This window comes from Mesorhizobium sp. M0174, from assembly GCF_040322275.1.
GTDB lineage: Bacteria > Pseudomonadota > Alphaproteobacteria > Rhizobiales > Rhizobiaceae > Mesorhizobium.
Map to the genome: position 1 here is coordinate 353,198 of NZ_JAMYTB010000002.1, position 24,090 is coordinate 377,287.

General features: G+C 62.7%; 19 protein-coding genes. 18 read left to right on the top strand and 1 reads right to left on the bottom strand.

Annotated features, from left to right (window positions below; translation table 11 throughout):
* Nucleotides 1-13: 13 nt before the first annotated feature.
* The 6 genes from smc to nadE all read left to right on the top strand — a co-directional run bounded on the left by smc (nucleotide 14) and on the right by nadE (nucleotide 9,532).
* The gene (smc, locus tag NKJ13_RS05200; protein WP_352505202.1) at nucleotides 14-3,472 is read left to right on the top strand and encodes a chromosome segregation protein SMC; all 3,459 of its coding nucleotides are present in this window, start codon (nucleotides 14-16) and stop codon (nucleotides 3,470-3,472) included.
* 109 nt (nucleotides 3,473-3,581) lie between these two features.
* Entirely contained in the window at nucleotides 3,582-4,553 is a 972-nt protein-coding gene (locus NKJ13_RS05205; protein ID WP_352737047.1) for an NAD-dependent epimerase/dehydratase family protein, read from the top strand.
* Nucleotides 4,554-4,737: 184 nt separating this feature from the next.
* Entirely contained in the window at nucleotides 4,738-6,675 is a 1,938-nt protein-coding gene (gene asnB, locus NKJ13_RS05210; protein ID WP_352737046.1) for an asparagine synthase (glutamine-hydrolyzing), read from the top strand.
* A 19-nt stretch (nucleotides 6,676-6,694) separates the two neighbouring features.
* Entirely contained in the window at nucleotides 6,695-6,958 is a 264-nt protein-coding gene (locus NKJ13_RS05215; RefSeq protein ID WP_254818658.1) for an acyl carrier protein, read from the top strand.
* A gap of 22 nt (nucleotides 6,959-6,980) precedes the next feature.
* Nucleotides 6,981-8,528 carry a class I adenylate-forming enzyme family protein gene (locus tag NKJ13_RS05220; RefSeq protein WP_352737045.1) on the top strand — a complete coding sequence of 516 codons (1,548 nt, stop codon included), beginning with the start codon at nucleotides 6,981-6,983 and terminating at the stop codon, nucleotides 8,526-8,528.
* On the top strand, nucleotides 8,525-9,532 hold the full coding sequence (nadE, locus tag NKJ13_RS05225; protein ID WP_352777218.1) for an NAD(+) synthase: 1,008 nt from the start codon (nucleotides 8,525-8,527) through the stop codon (nucleotides 9,530-9,532). The genes NKJ13_RS05220 and nadE overlap by 4 nt, the downstream gene beginning before the upstream one ends.
* 47 nt (nucleotides 9,533-9,579) lie before the next feature.
* Here nadE and NKJ13_RS05230 read toward each other — a convergent pair whose 3' ends face one another.
* The gene (locus tag NKJ13_RS05230) at nucleotides 9,580-10,695 is read right to left on the bottom strand and encodes a hypothetical protein (protein WP_352505197.1); all 1,116 of its coding nucleotides are present in this window, start codon (nucleotides 10,693-10,695) and stop codon (nucleotides 9,580-9,582) included.
* Between the two features lie 510 nt (nucleotides 10,696-11,205).
* On the opposite strand from NKJ13_RS05230, the gene NKJ13_RS05235 reads away from it, so the two are divergent.
* The 12 genes from NKJ13_RS05235 (at nucleotide 11,206) to NKJ13_RS05290 (ending at nucleotide 24,064) form a co-directional block, all read left to right on the top strand.
* Nucleotides 11,206-12,333: a transporter substrate-binding protein gene (locus NKJ13_RS05235; protein ID WP_352777221.1), complete on the top strand. Its 1,128-nt coding sequence runs from the start codon at nucleotides 11,206-11,208 to the stop codon at nucleotides 12,331-12,333.
* Complete coding sequence (locus tag NKJ13_RS05240) at nucleotides 12,330-12,932, top strand: ANTAR domain-containing response regulator (RefSeq protein ID WP_352645958.1); 603 nt, start codon at nucleotides 12,330-12,332, stop codon at nucleotides 12,930-12,932. The genes NKJ13_RS05235 and NKJ13_RS05240 overlap by 4 nt, the downstream gene beginning before the upstream one ends.
* 19 nt (nucleotides 12,933-12,951) lie before the next feature.
* Entirely contained in the window at nucleotides 12,952-13,818 is an 867-nt protein-coding gene (locus NKJ13_RS05245) for an ABC transporter permease (protein WP_352777429.1), read from the top strand.
* Nucleotides 13,815-14,735 (top strand): ABC transporter permease, encoded by a 921-nt coding sequence (locus NKJ13_RS05250; RefSeq protein ID WP_352777223.1) that lies wholly within the window; start codon nucleotides 13,815-13,817, stop codon nucleotides 14,733-14,735. The genes NKJ13_RS05245 and NKJ13_RS05250 overlap by 4 nt, the downstream gene beginning before the upstream one ends.
* 30 nt (nucleotides 14,736-14,765) lie before the next feature.
* Nucleotides 14,766-16,409, top strand: a complete 1,644-nt coding sequence (locus NKJ13_RS05255) for an ABC transporter substrate-binding protein (RefSeq protein ID WP_352777226.1) — start codon at nucleotides 14,766-14,768, stop codon at nucleotides 16,407-16,409.
* Nucleotides 16,399-17,343: an acetamidase/formamidase family protein gene (locus NKJ13_RS05260; RefSeq protein WP_352777228.1), complete on the top strand. Its 945-nt coding sequence runs from the start codon at nucleotides 16,399-16,401 to the stop codon at nucleotides 17,341-17,343. The genes NKJ13_RS05255 and NKJ13_RS05260 overlap by 11 nt, the downstream gene beginning before the upstream one ends.
* Nucleotides 17,340-19,136 (top strand): ABC transporter ATP-binding protein, encoded by a 1,797-nt coding sequence (locus NKJ13_RS05265; RefSeq protein WP_352777230.1) that lies wholly within the window; start codon nucleotides 17,340-17,342, stop codon nucleotides 19,134-19,136. Before NKJ13_RS05260 ends, NKJ13_RS05265 begins: the two co-directional genes overlap by 4 nt.
* A gap of 184 nt (nucleotides 19,137-19,320) precedes the next feature.
* The gene (locus tag NKJ13_RS05270) at nucleotides 19,321-20,205 is read left to right on the top strand and encodes a dihydrodipicolinate synthase family protein (protein WP_352777232.1); all 885 of its coding nucleotides are present in this window, start codon (nucleotides 19,321-19,323) and stop codon (nucleotides 20,203-20,205) included.
* 39 nt (nucleotides 20,206-20,244) lie between these two features.
* Nucleotides 20,245-20,904 carry a GntR family transcriptional regulator gene (locus NKJ13_RS05275; protein ID WP_023674176.1) on the top strand — a complete coding sequence of 220 codons (660 nt, stop codon included), beginning with the start codon at nucleotides 20,245-20,247 and terminating at the stop codon, nucleotides 20,902-20,904.
* A gap of 62 nt (nucleotides 20,905-20,966) precedes the next feature.
* Complete coding sequence (locus NKJ13_RS05280; protein WP_352777233.1) at nucleotides 20,967-22,304, top strand: extracellular solute-binding protein; 1,338 nt, start codon at nucleotides 20,967-20,969, stop codon at nucleotides 22,302-22,304.
* Nucleotides 22,305-22,339: 35 nt separating this feature from the next.
* Complete coding sequence (locus NKJ13_RS05285) at nucleotides 22,340-23,242, top strand: carbohydrate ABC transporter permease (protein ID WP_352476784.1); 903 nt, start codon at nucleotides 22,340-22,342, stop codon at nucleotides 23,240-23,242.
* Nucleotides 23,243-24,064, top strand: coding sequence for a carbohydrate ABC transporter permease (locus tag NKJ13_RS05290; RefSeq protein WP_023674179.1), 822 nt, complete (start codon nucleotides 23,243-23,245; stop codon nucleotides 24,062-24,064).
* The last annotated feature ends 26 nt before the right edge of the window (nucleotides 24,065-24,090 follow it).

Consider the following 24,090-nt stretch of genomic DNA (forward strand, 5'->3'; position numbering starts at 1 on the left):
TGGGCCGGCGCGAATGAAGTTCTCGCGCCTTCGCCTGCTCGGCTTCAAATCCTTCGTAGAACCCGGCGAGTTCGTCATCGAACGCGGCCTGACCGGCATCGTCGGGCCGAATGGCTGCGGCAAGTCGAACCTGGTCGAGGCGCTGCGCTGGGTTATGGGCGAAAGCTCCTACAAGAACATGCGTGCGTCCGGCATGGACGACGTCATCTTTTCCGGTTCCGGAACACGACCGGCCCGCAACACCGCTGAAGTCACGCTTTTTCTCGACAACAGCGACCGTAGCGCGCCCTCGGCCTTCAATGATTCAGACGAGTTGCAGGTTTCGCGCCGCATCGAACGCGAGGCGGGTTCGCTCTACCGCATCAACGGCAAGGAAGCCCGCGCCAAGGATGTGCAGCTGCTGTTCGCCGACCAGTCGACCGGCGCGCGTTCGCCATCGATGGTCGGGCAGGGCCGCATCGGCGAGCTGATCCAGGCAAAGCCGCAGGCGCGCCGCGCGCTGCTGGAAGAGGCAGCCGGAATTTCCGGCCTGCACACACGGCGCCACGAAGCCGAGCTGCGGCTGAAGGCGGCGGAACAGAACCTCGAAAGGCTGGACGACGTTGTCGGCGAACTGGAAAGCCAGATCGAAAGCCTGAAACGCCAAGCCCGCCAAGCCTCGCGCTTCAAGAACCTGTCGGCCGACATCCGCAAAGCCGAAGCGACGCTGCTGCATCTTCGCTGGACGCTGGCCAAGACGCAGGAAGGCGAAGCGCGTTCGGCGCTGGCGATTGCCACCGCGCTGGTCGGCGACCGTGCTGCTGCCCAGATGGCTGCCGCCAGGGAACAAGGCATCAACGCCCACCGGCTGCCGGACCTGCGCGATGCGGAAGCAGCAGCCGCCGCAGCCTTCCAGCGTCTGTCGATCGCCAAGGCGCAGATCGAGGAAGAGGCAGGCCGCATCCGCGCCCGCCAGGCAGAGCTCGACCGCCGACTGCAACAGCTTGATGACGACCTTGCCCGCGAGCAGCGCATGGTCCGCGACAATGCGGATATCCTCGAACGTCTCGCTGCCGAAGAAGCCGCGCTCAACACCGAAAACGCCGGCGCCGCCGAGCGTGAGGCCAGCACCCGCGCGGCTTTCGAGCAGGCGGCATCGACGCTTGCCTCTAGCGAGGCCAGGCTCGCCGCGCTGACCGCCGAACGGGCGGAGGCTGCCGCCTCCCGCAACCAGATCGAACGGACGCTGCGCGATACCGCCGAGCGCCGCGACCGCTTTGGCCGCCAGCTTGCAGATGTCGACCGCGAATTGTCGGAGATCGTCTCCAGGGTCGCCGGCCTGCCCGATCCCGCCGAGAAGCGGCTGCTGGTCGAACAGGCGCTGGCACTGCTCGAAGGGGCCGAGGCAGCAGCGATTGCAGCCGAACGGGCGGTCGCCGAGGCGCGTGCGGGCGAAGGTGCTGCCCGCCCACCGGTTCAGGACGCAAAGGCCGAGCTGGCGCGGATCGAAACCGAGGCCCGCACGCTTGCCAAGATCCTCAATGCTGCGAGCGGCGACTTGTTTCCCTCGGTGCTGGAGCAGATCAGCGTCGAGCGCGGCTACGAGACGGCGCTGGGTGCCGCACTTGGCGAAGATCTCGACGTGCCGCTCGACCGCAGCGCGCCGGTGCATTGGGGCCAGAGCGAAATCCAGCCCGGCGACGCCGCGTTGCCCGAAGGTATAAAGAGCCTCGCCAGCGTGGTGCGCGCGCCGGCGCAGCTGGCCCGCCGGCTGGCCCAGATCGGCATTGTCGAAGCCGCCGACGGAAGAAGGCTGCAGACGCTGCTTGCCCCCGGTCAACGGCTGGTCAGCCGCGAAGGCGCGCTGTGGCGCTGGGACGGCTTTACCGCCAGCTCCGATGCGCCGACCGCCGCCGCGCAGCGGCTGGCGCAGAAAAACCGGCTGGCCGAACTCGACGCCGAAGCGATCCATGCCACCCGCATACTGCGCGACGCCGAACAGGCTCTTGCCCGGGCCGAACAGGCGCTTGCCCAGGCGAGCGAAGCCGAACGCTCCGCTCGACAGGCCGGGCGCGACGCCCAGCACGGGCTGGACGCTGCTCGCAATGCGCTGGCCGAGGCCGAAAAGGCCGGCGGCGAACTGTCGAGCCGGCGTGCAGCACTTGACGAGGCGCGCGCCCGCATTGTCGACAGCCATGAGGAAACGGCGACAGCATTCGTCGAGGCGGAAATGCTGCTGCAGGACGCGCCCGATCTCGGCGATCTGCAGTCGCAACTCGACCAGTCGGCCGCCAACGTCGCCCGCGACCGCGCCGCCCTTGCCGATGCGCGCGCCGTTCACGAGGGCCTGAAGCGGGAAGCCGAGGCACGTGCGCGCCGGCTCGACGCCATCGGCGCGGAACGGCGCAACTGGGTGGAGCGCGCCGAAAACGCGTCGACGCAGATCGCAGCGCTCGGCGAACGCAAGGCCGAGGCCGAGGCCGAGCGCGAGCGGCTGGCCGACGCACCCGACGAGATCGACGCCAAGCGGCGCGCCTTGCTGTCGCAGCTCGCCGAGGCCGAAAGCCTGCGCAAGGCTGCCGGCGACCGCTTGCAGGAAGCGGAGAACCGGCAGTCCGAGCTGGACAAGGCTGCGACCGCTGCCATCCAATCGCTCGCCGAAGCGCGCGAAACGCGTGTTCGCGCCGAAGAGCGGCTGACCGCCGCCGACGAGCGTCGGCTGGAAGTCGAAGCGCGCATCCAGGAAACGCTGAACACGCCGCCGCATCTGGTGATCCGCCACACCGGCCTCGAACCCGACAGCCCGATGCCCGAAATGGCCGAGATCGAGCGTCAGCTCGACCGGCTGAAGGTCGAGCGCGAACGGTTGGGCGCCGTCAATTTGCGCGCCGAAGAAGAGCAGAAGGAACTGTCGGACCGGCTGGAGACCATCGTTTCCGAGCGCGACGACATCATCGAGGCGATCCGTAAGCTGCGGCAGGCGATCCACAGCCTGAACCGTGAAGGCCGCGAGCGGCTGCTCGCTGCCTTCGAGGTGGTCAACGGCCATTTTCAACGGCTGTTTTCGCATCTGTTCGGCGGCGGCACCGCCGAGCTGCAACTGATCGAGTCCGACGATCCGCTCGAAGCCGGGCTCGAGATCCTGGCGCGACCGCCCGGCAAGAAGCCGCAGACGATGACGCTGCTGTCGGGCGGCGAGCAGGCGTTGACGGCGATGTCGCTGATCTTCGCCGTGTTCCTGACCAATCCGGCGCCGATCTGCGTGCTCGACGAAGTCGACGCGCCGCTCGACGACCACAATGTCGAACGCTTCTGCAATCTGATGGACGAAATGGCCGCAACCACCGAAACGCGCTTCGTCATCATCACACACAACCCGATCACCATGGCGCGCATGGACCGGCTGTTCGGGGTAACCATGGCCGAGCAAGGCGTCAGCCAACTGGTGTCGGTTGACCTGCAGGCGGCCGAAGCCATGCGCGAGGCAAGCTGACGCATCAGCTTAATGGTGGTCTCCACCTCGGCTTTCGACTATAGCACGACGAAATGGGCCGGATCTGCCGCTCCAGATACCGGCCCGGCTATGCGCGTGGAGAAGCTTGTTGCCTATACTTGTCACCGGTGCCGCGGGGTTCATTGGCAGTCACGTTTGCCACTATCTGCTCGACCGGGGACAAGCGGTCGTCGGCGTCGACAACATGAACGACTATTACGACCTGGCGCTCAAAAAGGGGCGGCTTGCCCGCCTTCTGCCCCGCAAGGATTTTTCGTTCCACCAGCTCGATATTGCCGAACAGGGCGCGCTTGCGGCTGCTCTGGCCGGGCAAGGCATCGTCAGGATCGTGCATCTCGCCGCGCAGGCCGGTGTGCGTCACTCACTCGACAATCCGCGGCTCTATGTCCGCTCCAATGTCATGGGCCACCTCGAAGTGCTCGAATTCTGTCGCGCCGAGCCGGCATTCGAGCATCTGGTCTATGCCTCGTCGAGCTCGGTGTATGGCGGCAACCGCAGCGTGCCGTTCAGCGAAGCCGATCAGGTCGACAAGCCCGTTTCGCTCTACGCCGCCACCAAGAAAACCGATGAGTTGATGAGCCACACCTACGCCCATCTGTTCGGCATACCGCAGACCGGCCTGCGGTTTTTCACGGTCTATGGTCCTTGGGGCCGCCCCGACATGGCCTATTGGATGTTCACCCGGGCGATGCTCGAGGGCAAGCCGATCCGGGTTTTCAACAATGGCGAAATGTGGCGCGATTTCACCTACATAGACGATGTGGTTAAGGCGGTCGTCGCCGTGCTCGACAAGCCGCCGGCAGCCGACGTTCCGCCGAACAGGCTCTACAATGTCGGCAACAACCGGCCGGTGCGTCTGGGCGACTTCATCGACATTCTGGAAAGGCTGCTCAAGGTCAAGGCAATCCGCCACAACGAGCCGATGCAGGCGAGCGACGTCGAGAAGACTTACGCCGACATGAGCGCGCTGGAGCGGGATTTCGGCTTCAGGCCTAGCGTTTCGATAGAGGACGGGCTGAAGAAGTTTGTCGACTGGTACCGGCCATACTCGAAGCAGTGATTTGCACCACTCGCCGTGACGCCTTCAAGCGGGACACCTGGAGTGGGCACAAGCCGGTCCGCAAAAGCATCGTTTTGTCCTAACATCCTGTTAACCACATGCTCGCTGAAAGGTATCCGATTAACCTTTGAGGCGCTTATGGCGGCTATGTTTCGTGGCTTGCTGTTCAATATGAGCTGTGTGGATGTGCGGATTCGGGGGCTATTTCGGTTCAGTCCGGGATGCGGAAGCTTTGCTTGCGCGCATGACGTCCGCGATCGCCCATCGCGGACCGGATGAACAAGGCAAATTCGTAGCGCCCGAGGCTGGACTCGGGCATGCGCGGCTGTCGGTGATCGGAATTGGTGATGGCCAGCAGCCGATGTCCGACGAAACCGGCAATTTGACGATTGCGTTCAACGGCGAGATTTTCAATTACGTGGAATTGCGCGAAGGGCTGCTGGCCAAAGGCCGACGCTTCCGCACGTCGAGCGACACCGAGGTTCTCCTGCAGCTGTATGAGGAAATGGGCGAAGACTGCCTCCCGCTCCTGAACGGTGATTTCGCCTTCGCGATTTGGGATAGCCGGCGGCGGCGGATGGTGCTTGCAAGAGACCGCATGGGTGTTAGGCCGCTGTTCTACACCAGCAAGGACGGGGTGGTCTACTTTGCGTCCGAGATAAAAGCCCTGCTGAAGGTACCCGGCATCTCTGCCGAAATCGATCCGATTGCACTCGACCAGATCTTTACGCTTTGGGCGCCGATCGCGCCACGCACGGCTTTCCGGGATATCCACGAGCTGGAGCCGGCAAGCGTAATGATCGCGACCGAGGGGCAAGTGACGGTCAAACCATACTGGCATCTGGACTATCCTCATCGAGATGCGCCATCGAAGATCACCAATGAGGACGACGCGGCCGAGGAACTGCGGACCTTGTTGACCGACGCGGTGAGGCTTCGCATGCGCGCCGACGTGCCGGTCGGTTCTTACCTTTCGGGCGGGCTCGATTCATCCCTCGTTTCGGCACTCGCGGCCGGCATGACTCCTCTTAAGCTGCAGACATTTTCCGTAACGTTCGACAGCGGCGAGCATGACGAAAGCGCCTTCCAGACCGAAATGGCGTCAGCACTTGGCACGCGCCATCGAACCATAGCCTGTCGTGCCGGTGATATCGCCGGCGTGTTTCCCGAAGTCATCCGCTTTACCGAGCGGCCGATCATCCGCACCGCCCCGGCCCCCCTCTATCAACTGTCCGGCCTCGTTCGCCAGGCCGGTTTGAAAGTGGTGCTGACAGGCGAAGGCGCCGACGAAGTCTTTGCCGGCTATGATGTCTTCAAGGAAGCGCGGGTTCGCCGTTTCTGCGGACGACAGCCGGCATCGCGCATAAGACCACAGCTGTTCCGGAAGCTTTATCCCTATCTGCCAGGTCTGCAGCAGCAGTCCGTAGAGTACCTGGCCGCGTTCTTCGGCACCGGCAGCGCAGCCCTGGACGATCCGCTGTTCTCGCATCGGCCGCGTTTCAAGACCACATCAGCGGCCAAGATGTTTTTCTCCGGTGACCTGCGTGCGACATTGAAGGGCTACGACGCAGCCGAGGAACTGGCCGGCCGGTTGCCTGAGGCGTTTTCCCGGTGGCATCCGCTGCATCAAGCGCAATATCTCGAAACCCGCTTTCTCCTGCCGGGCTACATCCTCTCCAGCCAGGGCGATCGCATGGCCATGGCGCATGGTATCGAAGGGCGTTTCCCCTTCCTTGACCATCGCTTGGTGGAGTTTGCGGCAAGACTTCCGCCGGAGATGAAGCTCAAGGGACTGGTGGAAAAACACATACTGCGCAAAGTTGCCAAGCACCTGCTTCCGACGGCCATCAGCGAGCGCACCAAACAGCCTTACCGGGCGCCGGAAGCCCGCTCCTTCGTTGGACCCGGAGAACTGGACTACATACGCGACTCGTTGAGCGAGGCAAGCATCGCCGCCGGAGGACTATTCAACGCCAAGGCGGTGGCGAACCTGCACGAGAAATGCCGCTTGCAGCCCGCGTCCGGATTCCGCGACAATGCGGCTTTCGTCGGCATTTTGTCGACGCAGCTGTGGCAGAAGATTTTCACCGGCGAAAAGGTCGGTGCAGCACGAGCGGCCTGAGAAATCGAGGGAATGAAAAATCATGGTAGCAATCAAGGACAAGGTCAAAACCTTTATCGTCGACAACTTCTTGTTCGGCGACACGTCCTACGAGCTTGCGGACTCCGCGTCACTGATCGAAAACGGCATCATCGATTCGACGGCCGTGTTGGAGCTCGTGGCATTTATAGAGGATGATTTCGGCATAGCGATGGTCGATGCCGACATCGTACCGGCCAATCTGGATTCGATTGACCGCATCTCAGCCTTCATCAAGGCAAAAGCAGAAGCGCTGGCAGCGTAGGCGCCATCGGCGAGGAGCGTCCGTGCGAATCGAACATTTTCTGACGGCGAAAGCCGCTGCCGATCCAGCCAAAACGGCATTGATCACCGAGCACAAAAGGCTGTGCTACGAAGAGCTGGACGATCTCTCGAGCCGCCTGGCCGCCGCCCTTTTCATGAATGGCGTCAGGCGCGACGACCGGGTCCTGATCTTCATGGACAATTGCTGGGAGGCTGCGGTTTCGATTTTCGCGGTTCTTAAAGCAGGCGCGACTTTCAGTCCGATCAACGCATCCACTAAGGCCGAAAAGCTGGCCTACATTATCACCGATTGCGATGCGGCCGCGATTCTCACTCAAGCAAAACTGATGCCCGTGGTCGCGGAGGCGTCAAGATACTCCGGCAAGACCGGTATCTTCGTGGCTTCCACCGTTGCTGCCGATAACCAATGCCCGGCAGGAGCCACATCCCTGGCGGATTGCTTGACGTTTCAAGCCGGGGAGATTGACCATCGCGGCATTGACGTCGATCTTGCGATGTTGATCTACACCTCGGGCTCGACCGGCCGGCCCAAGGGTGTGATGATGACGCACCGCAATTGCGACGCGGCGGCCGACTCCATCACCACTTATCTGCGCAACTCGCCCGACGACATCATCTTGAATGTTCTGCCGCTCGCCTTCGACTACGGCCTCTATCAGTTGCTGATGGCCGTCAGGCTCGGCGCCACGCTCGTGCTCGAGAAGTCCTTCGCTTTTCCCCAGGCGGTCTTTGAACGCATCCGCCAGGAACGAGTCACCGGGCTTCCGCTCGTGCCCACGATGGCAGCGATGATCCTGCAGATGCGTGATCTGGCGCCGGGCTTCCTGCCCAGCCTTCGCTATATTTCCAACACGGCGGCTGCCTTGCCGCCCTCTCACATAGAACGCCTTCGGTTCCTTTTCCCCGGTGTCAGGCTCTATTCGATGTATGGCCTGACGGAATGCAAGCGCTGCACCTATCTGCCGCCCGAGGAGCTCGACCGCCGGCCGGGCTCGGTCGGAATAGCCATTCCGAACACCGAAGCCTTTGTCGTCGACGACCACGGGCAACGGGTGCCGCCGGGCGTAGCAGGCGAGCTGATCATTCGCGGGCCGCACGTCATGCAGGGTTATTGGCGAAACGAAGCTGCGACAGCACGAGCCCTGCGCCCGGGTCCGAACCCTTGGGAGAAGGTTCTCTACACCGGCGATCTGTTCAGGGCCGATGAGGAGGGCTTCCTTTATTTCGTCGGCCGCAAGGACGACATCATAAAGTCGCGGGGGGAGAAGGTGGCGCCCAAGGAAGTGGAAGCCGTGCTTCACGCTCATCCGGGCATCGCGGAAGCGGTGGTTGTCGGTGTGCCGGATCCCGTGCTCGGGCATTCGATCGGCGCAGTTATCGTACGGTCCGACCCGGCGCTTAGCGAAAAGGATATCATCCGTCACTGTGCACGCCACCTTGAGGACTTCATGGTCCCCAAGGTCATCGAGTTCCGCCGGGAACTGCCGAAGACTGATACCGGCAAGGTCAGCCGTCGGCTTGCGGCAGAAACCATGGAGGCCGCGCAATGAATGTTCGCCCGACCGAGGATGCGCGGGCCTTTCTGACGCAGGCTCTGGCAATCGACCTGATCACCGAAACGGACCGTATCGTAACGGCCTTGCGCCAGCAGTTGCGCGGGCTTCGCAAGCGGGGCCTTGTGCTCGGTCTTTCGGGCGGGATCGATTCGAGCGTGTCGGTCGCGTTGGCGGCACGAGCCGTCGGGCCCAAGAATGTGCTTTGCCTGTTCATGCCGGAAAGCGATTCCGATCCTGAAAGCCTGCGGCTCGGCCGCCTCGTCGCCGAAACTTTCGGTGTCGAGGCTGTGACGGAGGATATAGGGCCGATCCTGCGCGCAATGGGCTGCTACAAGCGTCGCGACGCCTTCATCCGCGAAGTGGTCCCGGAATACGGCGAAGGCTGGGCCTCGAAGATCGTCATCGCGAACGCGCTCGAGGGCGGGGGTTACAACATCTCATCCCTGGTGGTGCAGGATCCGGACGGCAAGCAGACGAAACTGAGAATGCCGCTGCCTGTCTATCTCGGCGTCGTCGCCGCTACCAATATGAAACAACGCACCCGCAAGCAGATTGAATACTATCACGCCGACCGCCTGAATTTCGCCGTTCTTGGAACACCGAACCGGCTGGAATACGATCAGGGTTTCTTCGTGAAGAACGGTGACGGCGCCGCGGACGTCAAGCCGATCGCTCATCTCTATAAAACGCAGGTCTATGCGCTCGCGGCCCATCTCGGTGTTCCGGAGGAAATCCTCAACCGGCCTCCGACCACCGATACCTACTCGCTGGCGCAGACCCAGGAGGAGTTTTACTTCTCGCTTCCTTATGACCGCATGGATCTGTGCCTTTACGGTCTCAACAACGGCGTGGCGGCTGAGGTAGTGGGGCAGGCGGCGGGGTTGGCCGCCACACAAGTGGAAAGCGTCTGGGCCGATATCATCGCCAAACGCAGGGCGACGCGTTATCTGCACCAGCGTCCGCAACTCGTTGATGTCGTCGAGGAAATCGGCACCTGACAAACAGGTAGAGCGGTGTGCACGGTTCGATTTGCATGCATCCCGCTCTAGCTGAAACGGGTGCCGATCAGCCGGCTCCATTGCTCGCCCGCAAGCCCGTTCAGGAAAACTTGCGAGTTCTTCATGGCGTCCAACAGCTCTGGATCACGTGAATGCACCACCGTTGAAGCAACGGTCAGGAAAGCGATCCGTCGTCCAAGCATCGCCTCTAGAAGTGCAGGTTGAACACGTCCGCGCAGGCCGCTGACGCCGCGCGCGGCGGCATGATCGATCAGGCAGTCTATCACGGAGCCCGCCTGGCCGGGCAGGGCGAGGATCTGCAGCACGCGGCCAATTTCATACTTCCGTGCGTAATAGGCGAAAGCGCCGACATTGGTGCCGACTGGCGACGTCACGCAAACGTAGACAAGCTCGCCCAGATCCGGCTTTTGTGCGGCATCGGTCAGGATGTGGTTGAGTTGGTCTTCCGTCCATTCCGGGCGTAGCGCGAAACGCGCGATAAACGGCTCGATTAGCTTGGCAAATGTGTGGCTGTCGATTTCGGACATGCGAAATCCCCCGTGACCTGCCCCGTCCGCCGCCACACCCGACCAGCGTCGTTCGCTGGACGTCATCCTCCTGCAATAGAATCGGTCGACGGCACGCGCCAACGGATTGAGCACTCGGGCAAGCTCCATGCGATTGGCGGAAAGGCTGAGCATGAAGGTCGCTGGCCGCATCACACGCACCCAGTCGAGGCTGTATTGCGGCAGGACCACGCCGCGCAGCCGGGTCCACAATTTCACCGAGATATCGTTGGCCGTCTCGCTGAAGGAGATGTCCTGCGGACCATCCAGGTAAGCTTTCAGCAAGCGGGCGCCGGCCAGCGGGTCGTGCTCATGGTCCTCGACCATGAGCGAGCTACAGATGGCGGCGCGTACTTGACGGCCGTTGAACGTCATCGGCAACACATGAACACCGACAAACCCGGAGACACGACCGGCGTCGTTGACGTGGACAAGCGACCGGAGGCTATCTCCGCAACCGGGCGCATCCAGATAAAACCGTTTCATGTATTCCACGAGAGAGGCCGGCGCTTCGGTCCTTTCCTTCAGCAGCACGCGTTGAAACATGTTCGCGACTGCTGGGAGATCGGCGCCTTGCAAGGCGCGAATGACGCTCAAGCCCGGCTCCCGCCACCAAAGTTCCACCCACCGAGCTTCCGGGCCAAGGCGACACGAGGCACGAGAACATCGGGCGCGCGTTCCAATTCGACGCCCATGAAGCCGTGGAACCTCGGCCAGTTGCGATCGCCCGGGTGACCGAACGGAATGCTGAATTGCTGCGGCAAGGTGAACCCTTTGCTTGACCGACGAAAAACCGGCGTCATTGCTGCTAGCAGATTCAGGTAAACCGATATTAAAGTCGTTGCTTTGAATGGTAGCGAACCTGGTTGTCCGGGCCTCATACTTGGGCATCAGCAATTTTGGTTCCTGGCGGACGACCGGCGTGAGTTGCGTGCTCCACGTCGAACCGTTTCGGCTAGCCAAAGTTTCGTGCGGCGGCTCTTGACTGGGAGCGCGGGCGGAATACGGTGAGGACAAATACCGGCTCTGGCCGCCGGGCGGCAAGAATGCCTCGTATGCCTCGCCTTGCGGCGGTGGCTGCGGGGCATTGTCATTTTGAGGCTTTGCTTGAAACGGCATATCGAGATCGGCATTCTCTATTCGCGGTCCGGCAACTACCGGCTGGTGTCCGAATCCTGCCGCGCGGGCGCGGTGAACTCCATCGCGGACGTCAATGCCGATCCCGCTGTCCCCTTCGAATTCGTCCCGGTCGAGCGCGACCCGCAGGGCAACATCGATCGGTATGCAAGCGGCTGCGCCGACATTCTCGCCAACAGTGGCGCGCGTCACATCATTGGCTGCGTCACCTCGTGGAGCCGCAAGGAGGTCATTCCAATCCTGGAAAGGGCAGGCGGCACGCTGTGGTACGCCTGCCCGTACGAAGGTTTCGAAGCCAACGAGCACGTCGTCTATACGCACGCCTGCCCCAATCAGCATCTCGTACCGCTGCTTGCCTATGTCGTGCCTCGTTTCGGCGCCGACGGCTTCCTGCTCGGTTCCAACTACATCTGGGGTTGGGAGACCAACCGTGTGGCGCGCGACCTGATTGCGGACGCCGGCGGCAAGGTGCTGGGTGAACGCTATCTGCCGCTCGGCGAGGTCGATGTTGCGCGGCTGATCGCGGAGGTTCAGGCGACGAGACCTGATTTCATTCTGAACAATCTCATCGGCCCTTCGTCCTATGCCTTTATCGCCGCCTATGCCGAGCTTGGCCGGCGGGACCCGCATTTCAGGCCGGAGCGTTGCCCGATCCTGTCCTGCAATCTCACGGAATGCGAATTGCCGGCGCTCAACGGGGCAGGCAATGGCCATCTTTCCGTTGGGCCCTATTTTCACGATATCTCGGGCGCGGATCGCGGAGCGGCTTCAGTGTCTTCCGTTATGCCTGCCTCATCCTTCGAGGCGGCTGCTTATGCCTCGGTGCGCACGCTCGCAGAGATACTCACCCGCAACCCCGGTGCACAATGGATGGACCTTCCCAAGGTCTTTGCCGGAACATCATTTCGAACACCGCTGGGCGACATCGCCATCGACCCGCAAACCCAGCATGCTACGTTGCCAGTGCAGATCGGACGTATCGATGGAACATCGTTCAAAACGGTCACGCTGACGAAGGGCGTGGCACCCGATCCCTACCTTTCCCGCTATGACCGGACGGAGACGTTCGGGCGGCCACGCCTGCGGGTGGTGTCGTGAGCAAGATGGCGCGTATCCCGAACCTTGGAGGCGCCAGGGCTTTTGTCCTGCATCGTCCACATCCGACCGTGCAGGCGATCACAAGACAATTGTCGGCCATCGGCCTTGAGGCGATTGGCTTCTGGCCGGAACTGCCGGCCGAAGCCTTGGCGGCGGACTTCGTCTTCTTCGACGTCGACCTCGGCTTTGACGAGCAATTTCCGTGGAAGCCGGGCGAGGCCCCGATGCCGCTGATAGCGCTGATCGGCTCCGAGGCGCCGGGGCGTGTCGAATGGGCACTGTCGCACAAGGCCGATGCCCAATTGCTGAAACCAGTCGGCAATGCCGGCGTCTACAGCGCGCTTTTGATCGCAAGGCAGAGTTTCGAGGCGCGCAAGCTTCTGGCCGGCGAGATCGCCTCGCTTCGTCAGCGGGTCGCGGAGCGCCAGACCATCGTACGCGCGGTGGAGGCCTTGTCGAAGGGCGTCGAGGACGGCCGTGCCTATGCGCAGCTCCGCTCGCTGGCAATGAGCTGGCAAATCAGCGTCGAGGAAGCAGCGCGCAGGATCGTGGCGATGACACAAGAAGAAGGCGACGATGACCAATCCGATCGCGCCTGAGCTTTCAGCCGCCGGGCGTATGCCGGCCAAGCCTCGCGCCGGCCTCTGGCGACGTCTGCTAAAACGGCCTCTCGCTTTGCTCGGCCTCGGGATTATTGCCCTTGTCTTGGCCGGCGCCATCCTTGCACCGTGGCTGACAGGCTACGATCCGAACGAGCAGATGTTCGACGGGCTCACGCTTGAAGGCGCGCCACTGCCGCCGGGAGCCCAGTTCTGGCTAGGCACCGACCTGCTTGGCCGCGACCTGCTGACCCGTCTCCTATTCGGCGCGCGCACGTCGCTGATCATCGGCATCGTCGCCAATGGCGTGGCGCTTCTGATCGGCACGCTAGTCGGCATCACCGCCGGCTACTTCCGCGGCTGGATCGGAAGCGCGCTTATGCGCTTCACCGATTTGATGATGGCTTTCCCCGCGCTGCTGCTCGCCATCTGCCTGGCGGCGGTCCTCCAGCCGAGCCTGTGGATCGTCGCCATGGTGATCGCATTGGTGAACTGGGTGCAGACCGCCCGCGTCATCTACACCGAGACAAGTTCGCTCTCCGAGCGCGAGTTCATCGATGCCGAGCGCACCATCGGCGCAAGCTCTCCACGTATCCTGTTTCGCCATATCCTGCCCCACCTTTTGCCGACGATCATCGTCTGGGGCACGCTCGGCATCTCGACGACGGTGCTTCTGGAAGCGACGCTCAGCTATCTCGGCATCGGCGTGCAACCGCCGACTGCTTCCTGGGGCAACATCATCTTCGAAAATCAAACCTATTTTCAGGCAGCGCCCTGGCTGGTTTTCTTTCCGGGTGCGGCGATCCTGGCGCTGGCGCTAGCCTTTAACCTGGTCGGCGATGCGCTGCGCGACATCCTCGATCCGACGCAAAGGGGGCGGGCATGATCGCCTATCTCGGCCGCCGCGTTGTCCAGTCGGTTCTCATCTTGCTCGGCGTCTCCCTGATCACCTTTGCGCTGCTCTATCTGCTGCCCGCCGATCCTGTCCGCCAGATCGCCGGCCGCAGCGCAACGCCCGAGACGGTCGAGAGCATCCGCCGGCAGCTCGGTCTCGACCAGCCCTTTGTCGTCCAGTACTGGCACTACCTGACCAGCCTTCTCAGCGGCGATCTGGGGCGCTCCTACATTCAGCGCTCGGAGGTCACGGAGCTTATCGTCTCGCGGCTGCCGGCAAGCCTGCTGCTGATGGTCGGCGCCATTGCTTGCGAAGTCGTGATCGGGCTGACGATGGGCCTCATCGCCGCCATCAAGCGTGGCACCGCCACCGACCAGTCGCTGATGGTCGCCTCCTTCGTCGGCGTCTCGGCACCGCAATTCGTCGTCGGCCTGCTGCTGCTTTATGTATTCGCGGTGCGGCTCGGCTGGTTCCCGATCGGCGGTTACGGCACCTGGCGTCATCTGGTGCTGCCGTCGCTGACCATGGGAATTCTTGGCGCCGGGTGGTACGCCCGCATGATGCGCTCGGCGATGATCGACGTGCTGCGCCAGGATTACGTGCGTACCGCGCGTGCCAAGGGTCTTGCACGCAGCGCCATTATCTTCCGGCACGCGCTGCCCAACGCCATCCTGCCGGTCATCGCCATGATCGGCATCGACATCGGCATCTTCATGGGCGGCATCGTGGTTGTCGAAAGCGTGTTCGGCTGGCCAGGCATCGGCCAGCTAGCCTGGCAGGCCATTCAGCGCATCGACATTCCGATCATCATGGGGGTCACCCTGGTTTCGGCCTTTGCCATCGTGCTCGGCAATCTCCTGGCCGACACTGTCGCACCGTTCATCGATCCGCGCATCAAGCTCAGATGAAAACCCAAAAATCAGAGAAGGGAACATGACATGAGAAAATATCTGATATCCACCGTGGCAGCATCGGCGCTTGCGCTGGTGCTTGGCATGACGAGCGTACGCGCCGAAGACATTGTCGATCCGAATGCCAAGCAGGGCGGCGCGATCACCATCACCTACAAGGACGACGTCGCCACGCTCGATCCGGCCATCGGCTATGACTGGCAGAACTGGTCGATGATCAAGAGCCTGTTCGACGGGCTGATGGACTACGAGCCGGGCACCACCAACCTGCGGCCCGACCTTGCCGAGAGCTACGAGATTGCGCCTGATGGCAAGACCTTCACCTTCAAGCTGCGCCATGGAGTGAAATTCCACAACGGCCGCGAGATGACCGCCGACGACGTGAAATATTCGCTCGACCGGGTCACCAATCCAAAGACACAGAGCCCGGGTGCCGGCTTCTTCGGTTCGATCAAAGGCTATGACGATGTCGCTGCCGGCAAAGCGGAAAGCCTGGCCGGCATAACCGTCGTCGATCCCTACACGATCAAGTTCGAGCTGACCCGGCCCGACGCCACCTTCCTGCATGTCATGGCGATCAATTTCTCGCACGTCGTGCCGCATGAAGAGGTCGAAAAATACGGCGCGGACTTCGGCAAGCATCCGGTCGGAACCGGCGCCTTCAGGCTCGCCGAATGGACGCTCGGCCAGCGCGTGGTCTTCGAGCGCAACCCGGATTACTGGCACAAAGGTCTGCCGCATCTCGACAAGATCACCTTTGAGATCGGCCAGGAGCCGATCGTGGCGCTGCTGCGGCTGCAGAAAGGCGAGATCGACGTTCCCGGCGACGGCATTCCCCCGGCGAAATTCCAGGAGGTGATGGCCGATCCCGAGCAGAAGGCCCGTGTCGTCGAGGGCGGCCAGTTGCACACCGGCTATATCACCATGAATACCACCATGGCGCCCTTCGACAATGTGAAGGTACGTCAGGCGGTCAACATGGCGATCAACAAGGACCGCATCGTCCAGCTGATCAACAACCGTGCGGTGCCGGCCAATCAGCCGTTGCCGCCGTCGATGCCTGGCTACGACAAGGAATTCAAGGGCTATCCCTATGACGTGAGCAAGGCCAAGGCTTTGCTTGCCGAGGCCGGGCATCCCGACGGATTTGACACGCAGCTGTTTGCCATGAACACCGATCCCAACCCGCGCATCGCGCAGGCCATTCAGCAGGATCTGGCGGCGGTCGGCATCAAGGCCAGTATCCAGTCGCTAGCGCAGGCCAACGTCATCGCCGCCGGCGGCGACAAGGCCGGTGCGCCGATGATCTGGTCCGGCGGCATGGCCTGGATCGCCGACTTCCCCGATCCGTCGAACTTCTACGGCCCGATCCTCGGCTGCGCTGGTGCCGTCCCGGGCGGCTGGAACTGGTCGTGGTATTGCAACAAGGACCTCGACGCCAAGGCAGCCGAAGCCGACTCCATCGTTGACCCGGCCAAGGCTGGCGAGCGCGCCAAGATGTGGAGTGAGATCTACGGCAAGATCATGGAAGACGCGCCCTGGGCACCGGTGTTCAACGAGCAGCGTTTCACCATGAAATCAGCCCGCATGGGTGGCGCCGACAACCTTTATGTCGACCCGGTCCACATCCCGATCAACTACGACAATGTGTATGTGACCGATGTGCAATAACTGCGACTACACCATCCACGGGCGCCACCATCATTTCGGCTGGGACAATTCCTTTGTCCCGGCCGAACGAGTGGCGCCAGGGTCGACGATCGAGTTCCAGTGCCTGGACTCGTCCGGCGGGCAGCTGACGATGGAGAGCACCGTCGACGACGTTGCTGTGCTCGATTTTGCCAAGGTGAACCCGGTCACTGGGCCGATCTATGTCGACGGGGCGGAGCCGGGCGACGCCCTGAAAATCACTATCGAGGCGTTCAAGCCGTCCGGCTTCGGGTGGACGGCAAATATCCCGGGATTCGGTCTGTTGGCGGATGACTTCACTCAACCGGCACTGAATATCTGGAAGTACGACGCCGCCTCGCTCGAGCCGGCGCTGTTCGGCAAGAGCGGCCGGGTGCCGCTCAAGCCCTTCGCCGGCACCATCGGCAATGCCCCGGCTGAGCCGGGTCTGCATTCGGTGGTCCCGCCGCGGCGCGTGGGCGGCAATCTGGACATACGCGATCTCGCTGCCGGCACGGTGCTCTACCTGCCCGTAGAGGTCGCGGGAGCGTTGTTCTCGGTCGGCGACACGCACGCCGCGCAAGGCGACGGCGAGGTCTGCGGCACGGCAATCGAGAGCCCCATGAATGCCGTGCTGACGCTCGATCTGGTCAAGGATGCCCGGCTGCGGACGCCGCGTTTCACAACGCCCGGTCCGGTGTCGCGGCATCTCGACGCCAAGGGCTATGAGGTGACAACCGGTATCGGGCCGGATCTGATGGATGGCACCAGGAGCGCCGTCTCCCACATGATCGACCTGCTCTCCGGCCGCTACGGCATGGATCCGGTAGATGCCTATATGCTCGTCTCGGTTTGCGGTGACCTGCGCATCAGCGAGATCGTCGACATGCCCAACTGGGTGGTTTCGTTCTACTTCCCCCGCTGCGTCTTTGAATGAACGTGGAGGACATCAAACGATCCGGGCAGGCCGCCGCAAAGAGTGGCTCCATTAGGCCGGTACTCAGCGTCTCAGGTCTGAGCGTCGCCGTGCGTGGCGAGGAGGGCGAGCGCGACGTCGTTTCCGACCTGACATTCGGCCTGATGCGCGGCGAAACGCTTTGCATCGCCGGCGAGTCCGGTTCCGGCAAGTCGATGACGGCGCTGGCCATCATGGGCTTGCTGCCGCAGCCGGCGGCACGCATCAGATCAGGCTCCATCCGGCTCGGCGATCAGGATCTCGCGGCTCTCAGCGAGAGCGGAATGCGCCGCATCCGCGGCAACCGTATTGCAATGATCTTTCAGGAACCGATGACATCGCTCAATCCGGTTCTGTCCATCGGCCGTCAGCTCACGGAGGCGATCGAGGCACACACCTCGCTGTCGCGCTCCGACTCGCGGCTGAGGGCGCTCGAGGCGCTGAAGGCAGTCCGAATTCCGGATGCCGAACGGCGGCTCGAGCACTATCCGCACGAACTCTCAGGCGGCATGCGTCAGCGCGTGATGATTGCCATGGCTCTGGCCCTGAACCCGGATGTGCTGATCGCCGATGAGCCGACGACCGCCCTCGATGTCACGGTTCAGGGCGAGGTGCTGGAGCTGCTGCGCGACCTGCAGCGCGAGCACGGCACCAGCGTTATCCTGATCACGCACGACATGGGCGTCGTCGCCGAGATGGCGGACCGCGTCATTGTCATGCGCGACGGCCGGATGGTCGAGCAGGGCAGGGCGGCTGACATCTTCAATCGCCCGCAGGCCGACTATACGCGCGAGCTTCTGGCCGCCGTGCCGCGTATCGGCGGCGGACGGATGGCCGAAGACCGACAGGATGCCGCCAACATGCCGGCCGAGCTTGTACATGTCGGCGATCTTCACGTCCGCTTCGACCTGCGTGGCGGCTTCTTCGGCCGCGTCGACCGCAGGGTGCACGCGGTCGAAGGCGTCAGTTTCTCGATCGCGCCGCACGAAACCCTGTCGCTGGTCGGCGAATCGGGCTGCGGCAAGTCGACGACGGCCAAGGCGATCGCCGGGCTGGTGCCCTACATCGGCAGCATTTCAATCGGCGGCCAGGACTTGTCGGCACTCAGCCGAAAGGAGCGCAAGGCTGTCCGCCGCAATGTGCAGATGATCTTTCAGGATCCCTTCGCGTCCCTCGACCCGCGCATGCGAGTAGGCGATCTCGTCGCCGAGCCTCTGCTGATCCACGGCCTTGGCGACAGAGAGCAACGGCGTGCCCAGATCGCCGCCCTGTTCGAACGCGTGGGCCTCTCCGCTGACCAGATGGAGCGCTATCCCCACGAATTCTCCGGCGGGCAGCGCCAGCGAATCTGCATTGCACGGGCGCTGGCGCTGCGACCGAAGCTGATCATTGCCGACGAGAGCGTCTCTGCTCTCGACGTGTCGGTGCAAGCGCGCGTGTTAAGTTTGCTGAAGGAACTGCAGCGCGAATTTGGCGTCGCATATCTCTTCATCTCGCACGACATGGCGGTGGTAGAAAACATCTCCGATCGCGTGGCGGTAATGTATCTGGGGCAGATCGTCGAGATGGGCACCCGCGACCAGATCTTCTCCAACCCGTGCCATCCTTACACAAAGCGGCTGATCGAAGCCGTTCCGGTTCCCGATCCAGGCCGCCGGCGCGCCCGGTTCGCCCGCTTGGACAGTGAAATTCCAAGCGCTGTGCGGCGCATCGGTGACGAGCCCCGGAAGCTCAAGCTTGAAGATGTTGGCGACGGCCACCTCGTCGCCACTTGAGCGAGCTTAGGCTACCTCGTCCAGCCAATCCGCAGGGCTCGGGGACAGCAGCCTATGCGATGCTCGGGCGCGGGAAATGATCGGCGATGCTGCTGCCGTGACAGCGCCAGTCGGCGATGCCAGTTTACATCTGACATGTTAGCGTGCTAACGCTACGTGCACATTGATTTCAACGGAGTTCGCATTGCCTTCCCGCTTTGGTCTTTCGGTTGCCCTAACCACACCCTTCGACCCGTCGGGGCAGATAGCGCTCGCGCCGATGATCGCGCATGCCCGAGCCTGCCTCGGCGCCGGCTGCAGCAGTGTGACGCTGTTCGGCACCACCGGCGAAGGAGCCTCGGTCGGCACCGACGAGCGGCGGATCGTGATCGAGGCCATGCTGGCGGCCGGTATTCCGGCACATCAGCTCGTTACCGGCGTGCTGGTCGATGCAGCCGAAGATGCCGCCGATCAGGCCCGGCACGCTTTGCAGCGCGGCGTTCGCAACATTCTGCTGGCTCCGCCGAGCTACTTCAAGAATGTCGGCGAGGACGGGCTGTTCGGATGGTTTTCCGCCGTCTTCGCCGCACTCGGTCCGCTGGCGCGCGACGTGCTCCTCTATAACATCCCCTCAGTCACCATGGTGCCGCTCCCGCTTGGGCTGATCGGCCGGCTGCGCACCGCTTTTCCCGCCGCGGTGGCCGGGGTGAAGGATTCCGGTGGGGACTGGAGCTACAGTGAGGCGCTGCTTGAAGCGCACGGCGATCTGGTGATCCTCATCGGCGACGAACGGCATCTGGCGAGAAGCGTGCGCCGCGGCGGACAGGGTGCGATTTCCGGCATGGCTAATTTTGTTACCGGCGAAATCCGCGCAATGGTCGAAGAGGGCCGCGACGACTCACGCGTCGAGGACTTCGTGCTCGAATTGCTCAAATACCCGGTCACGCCGGCGGTGAAGGTCATGGTCGCGCGCAAGATCGGCGACGAGCGCTGGCTGGCGGTTCGCCCGCCCCTGGAGGCGATCGGCCCGCAAGGACAGCGGCAGCTTGCTGCTGCATACGACAGGCTGTTTGCGACAGAGGCGGCCTGACCGACAAGGCCGGGCTGACCGACAAGGAAGCGAGCTGAAGTGGAAGACGGCAGCGAACCGATCACTCTCCGGGAGAAAGCCTATGCCAGCTTCACGCGGCATTTGCTGGCCCGTGATCTGCGGCCGGGGCAATTCGTGTCACAGCGCGAACTGGTCGCTTTCACCGGACTGCCGCTGGGTGCCATTCGCGAGATCGTTCCGCGTCTCGAGGCTGAGGGACTGCTGACCACCATCCCGCAGCGCGGCATGCAGATCGCGCATATCGACATCAATCTGATCCGCGAGGCGTTTCAGTTTCGGTTGTTCATGGAACGCGAGGCAGTGGCGCTATTCACGACCAGCGCTTCTGATGCCGAACTTGCCCGCATGCGGCGCGAACATGAGGAGATGTTGGCTCAAGCTCTGGGACAGGCGCCGACGCCGGAAATGGAGGCCAAGGCCCAGAACATCGACTGGGCCATGCACGACACCTTCATCAATGCGCTCGGCAACGAGATTATCGCCAAGGCCTACCTGGTCAACTCGGTGAAAATCCGGCTGATCCACCAGGAGCGTTTCCGCATCGACGGACGTGTGGTGCCGGTGATGCGCGAACATTTGGCTGTCATCGAAGCTATGGAGAGCCGCAATCCGCAAAAGGCGGTTGAAGCGATCAGTCTGCATATCGACAATGCGCGCCGGCTGGCGCTCCAGATCTGAGGAAATATAGCCGCGCCGCGGGTTCGCGGCGCATCCACAACGACAGCAACCGGGAGGAAGAAATGTCGTCCAATCTGTTCAACCCAACCAGGAGGCAACTCCTTGCCGGAACCGCAGCGCTAACCGCTGCCGGCCTTGTGGGGCTTCGCCCCGGCTTTGCCGCAGGCGTCGACTGGAAACGCTTTGCCGGGACGACGCTTGACGTCAATCTGGTGAAAAGCCCGCGCAGCGACACTATCCTGAAATATCTTGCCGAGTTCGAGGAACTGACCGGCATCAAGGTCAATGCCGAGGCGACGCCCGAGCAGCAGCAGCGCCAGAAGACGGTGATCGAGTTGAGCTCGGGCAAGCCGAGCTTCGATGTGGTGCATCTGAGCTACCACGTGCAGAAGCGCCAGTTCGAGAAGGGCGGCTGGCTGGCCGACATCGCCGGCTATCTCGCCGACCCGTCGCTCACCGATCCGGCGCTGGTCGAAAGCGACTTCGCCGAAGCCGGCATGCTGTTTGCCAAGGACGGCCAGGGCGTGCTGCGCTCGCTACCCTTCTCGGTGGACTACTGGATCCTCTACTGGAACAAGGAGCTGTTCGAGGCCAAGGGCCTCAAATACCCCGAGGCCTTCGAGCAACTGGTGGCCGCCGCCGAAGCGCTGACCGACCCCTCGACCAATACATACGGCTTCGTCGCCCGCGGGCTCAAGAACGCAAACACGCCGGTGTGGACGTCGCTGATGCTCGGCTACGACATGACGCCGCTCGATGACAAGGGCAAGCTGCGCACCGAGGCTCCCGAGGCGGTCGAGGCTGCCGCGCTCTATCAAAGATTGATGACCAAGTCCGCCCCTCCGGGCGTCACGGGGTTCAATTGGGCCGAAGCACAGTCTGCCTTCCTGCAGGGCAAGATCGGCATGTGGTTCGACGGTGTGGGTTTTGCGCCGCCGATGGAAAACCCGGAAAAGTCGCGGGTGGTCGGCAAAGTCGGTTACGGCGTCATGCCCAAGGGTCCCAAGGCGCATGCCTCGGGCACCTTCGGCGACGGGATTGGCGTTACCGCCGCCAGCGAGAAAAAGGAGGCTGCCTATCTGTTCTGCCAGTGGGCGGTATCGCCAGCCATGGGTGCACGGCTGTTGCAGGCCGGCGCCGGTGTTCCGTTCCGCAAATCAGTGCTGGAGGATCCCAAGGTGCGCGAAGGCGTCACCATGCCGGCAAGCTGGCTCGATGCCGTGGTCGGCTCGGGCAATATCAGCCGGCTGGCGCTGCCGGTCATCATCCCCGTCACCGAATTCCGCGACATCTATGGCGTGGCGCTGACCAACATGATTGCCGGCGCCGATCCCGCCGCGGAGCTGAAGAAGGCCACCGAGCAGTTCCAGCCGGTTCTCGACAGGAGCGAGCAGGGCTGATGTCGGCCACCACCCCAGAACAGACCGGGGTGACGATGCCGGTTATCGACGGGAGCCAGACCATCCGGCTGGCTCCCAACTACTGGCCTTTCGTTGTCCCCGCACTCGTCGTCGTCGGCGCCGTCATCGTCTTCCCCTGGGCTTTCACCCTGTGGATGAGCGTCAACCGCTGGACGCTCGGCCAGTCGCGGAGCTTTGCCGGGATGGAAAACTATCTCCGCCTGGCCAGCGACCCACGTTTCTGGGAATCCCTTGTTCATACGTTGACCTACACCTTCCTCTCGGTTGCAGCGCCGATGCTGCTGGGCACTCTGGCCGCCCTGATTTTCGACGCCAGGTTTCCGCTGCGAGGCTTGCTGCGCGGCGTCTTCGTCATGCCGATGATGGCGACACCCGTTGCCGTGGCACTGGTTTGGACCATGATGTTCCATCCTCAGCTTGGCGTGCTCAACTACCTGCTGTCGCTGGTCGGCATCCCGGCTCAGGAATGGATATTCAACGCCAACACGGTCATCCCGTCGCTGGTTGCGGTCGAGACCTGGCAGTGGACGCCGCTGGTCATGCTGATCGTGCTCGGCGGGCTCGCCTCGGTGCCGCGCGAGCCCTTCGAAAGCGCCGAGATCGACGGCGCCAATGCCTGGCAGCAATTCCGCTATCTCACTCTGCCGATGATCGCGCCGTTCCTGATGATCGCGGTCATCATCCGGACCATCGATGCGTTGAAGAGCTTCGACATCATCTACGCGATGACCCAGGGCGGCCCGGGCACGGCGTCGGAGACCATCAACATCTATCTCTACAACACCGCCTTCTCCTACTACGATATTGGCTACGGTTCGGCCATGGCCGTGGTGTTCTTCGTCGTCATCGTGGCCCTGTCTTTTGTCCTGCTGATGCTGCGCCAACGCTCGCAGTGGATCGATACGGAGGGCAAATAGATGAGTTCACGGCTGCTCAACCAGATCGGTCTGTTTTTCGCTGCCCTGGTTTTCGTCTCGCCGGCGATCCTGTTCTTCCTCTGGATGATCTCGTTGTCGCTGAAATTCGAAATCGATAACGGTGCCTATCCGCCGATCCTTATCCCCGAACGTTTCGCCTGGTCGAACTATGTGAAAGTGTTCGAGGAGAACAATTTCCTGCTGTATCTCTGGAATTCGGTTCTGGTCACCGGCACGGCGACCTTGCTGGCGCTGTTGATCGGCGTACCGGCCGGTTATGGCATCGCACGGCTCAAGGCTGAACGATCGGCGGTCGTCATCATGATCGCCCGCATGACGCCCGGACTATCCTATCTCATCCCGCTGTTTCTGCTGTTTCAATGGATCGGGATCCTCGGCACGCTCTGGCCGCAGATCATCATCCACCTGGTGGTGACGGTGCCGATCGTGGTCTGGGTGATGATCGGCTATTTCGAGACCACGCCGATGGAACTGGAGGAGGCGGCCAACATCGACGGCGCCAGCTCCTGGCAGGTTTTCCGGCTGGTTGCCCTGCCCATCGCCAAGCCGGGCATCGTCGTCGCCTTCATCCTGTCCGTGATCTTCTCGTGGAACAATTTCGTTTTCGGCGTGGTGCTCGCCAGCCGTGAGACGCGCACACTCCCGGTCGCCGTCTACAACATGCTGTCCTACGAGCAGGTCAGCTGGGGGCCGCTCGCCGCGGCGGCGCTGGTGGTGACGCTGCCGGTGCTGATCCTGACCATGTTCGCGCAAAGGCAGATCGTCGCGGGGCTGACCGCCGGCGCCGTCAAGGGCGGCTGAGGACGCGGCCTGACATCACCCTTTTC

What these genes read in the sequence shown, in the direction of transcription:
- smc (WP_352505202.1), top strand. Translation starts at nt 14, where the DNA reads ATGAAGTTCTCGCGCCTTCGCCTGCTCGGCTTCAAATCCTTCGTAGAA.
- asnB (WP_352737046.1), top strand. Translation starts at nt 4,738, where the DNA reads ATGTGCGGATTCGGGGGCTATTTCGGTTCAGTCCGGGATGCGGAAGCT.
- nadE (WP_352777218.1), top strand. Translation starts at nt 8,525, where the DNA reads ATGAATGTTCGCCCGACCGAGGATGCGCGGGCCTTTCTGACGCAGGCT.
- NKJ13_RS05245 (WP_352777429.1), top strand. Translation starts at nt 12,952, where the DNA reads ATGCCGGCCAAGCCTCGCGCCGGCCTCTGGCGACGTCTGCTAAAACGG.
- NKJ13_RS05250 (WP_352777223.1), top strand. Translation starts at nt 13,815, where the DNA reads ATGATCGCCTATCTCGGCCGCCGCGTTGTCCAGTCGGTTCTCATCTTG.
- NKJ13_RS05255 (WP_352777226.1), top strand. Translation starts at nt 14,766, where the DNA reads ATGAGAAAATATCTGATATCCACCGTGGCAGCATCGGCGCTTGCGCTG.
- NKJ13_RS05260 (WP_352777228.1), top strand. Translation starts at nt 16,399, where the DNA reads ATGTGCAATAACTGCGACTACACCATCCACGGGCGCCACCATCATTTC.
- NKJ13_RS05265 (WP_352777230.1), top strand. Translation starts at nt 17,340, where the DNA reads ATGAACGTGGAGGACATCAAACGATCCGGGCAGGCCGCCGCAAAGAGT.
- NKJ13_RS05280 (WP_352777233.1), top strand. Translation starts at nt 20,967, where the DNA reads ATGTCGTCCAATCTGTTCAACCCAACCAGGAGGCAACTCCTTGCCGGA.
- NKJ13_RS05285 (WP_352476784.1), top strand. Translation starts at nt 22,340, where the DNA reads ATGCCGGTTATCGACGGGAGCCAGACCATCCGGCTGGCTCCCAACTAC.
- NKJ13_RS05290 (WP_023674179.1), top strand. Translation starts at nt 23,243, where the DNA reads ATGAGTTCACGGCTGCTCAACCAGATCGGTCTGTTTTTCGCTGCCCTG.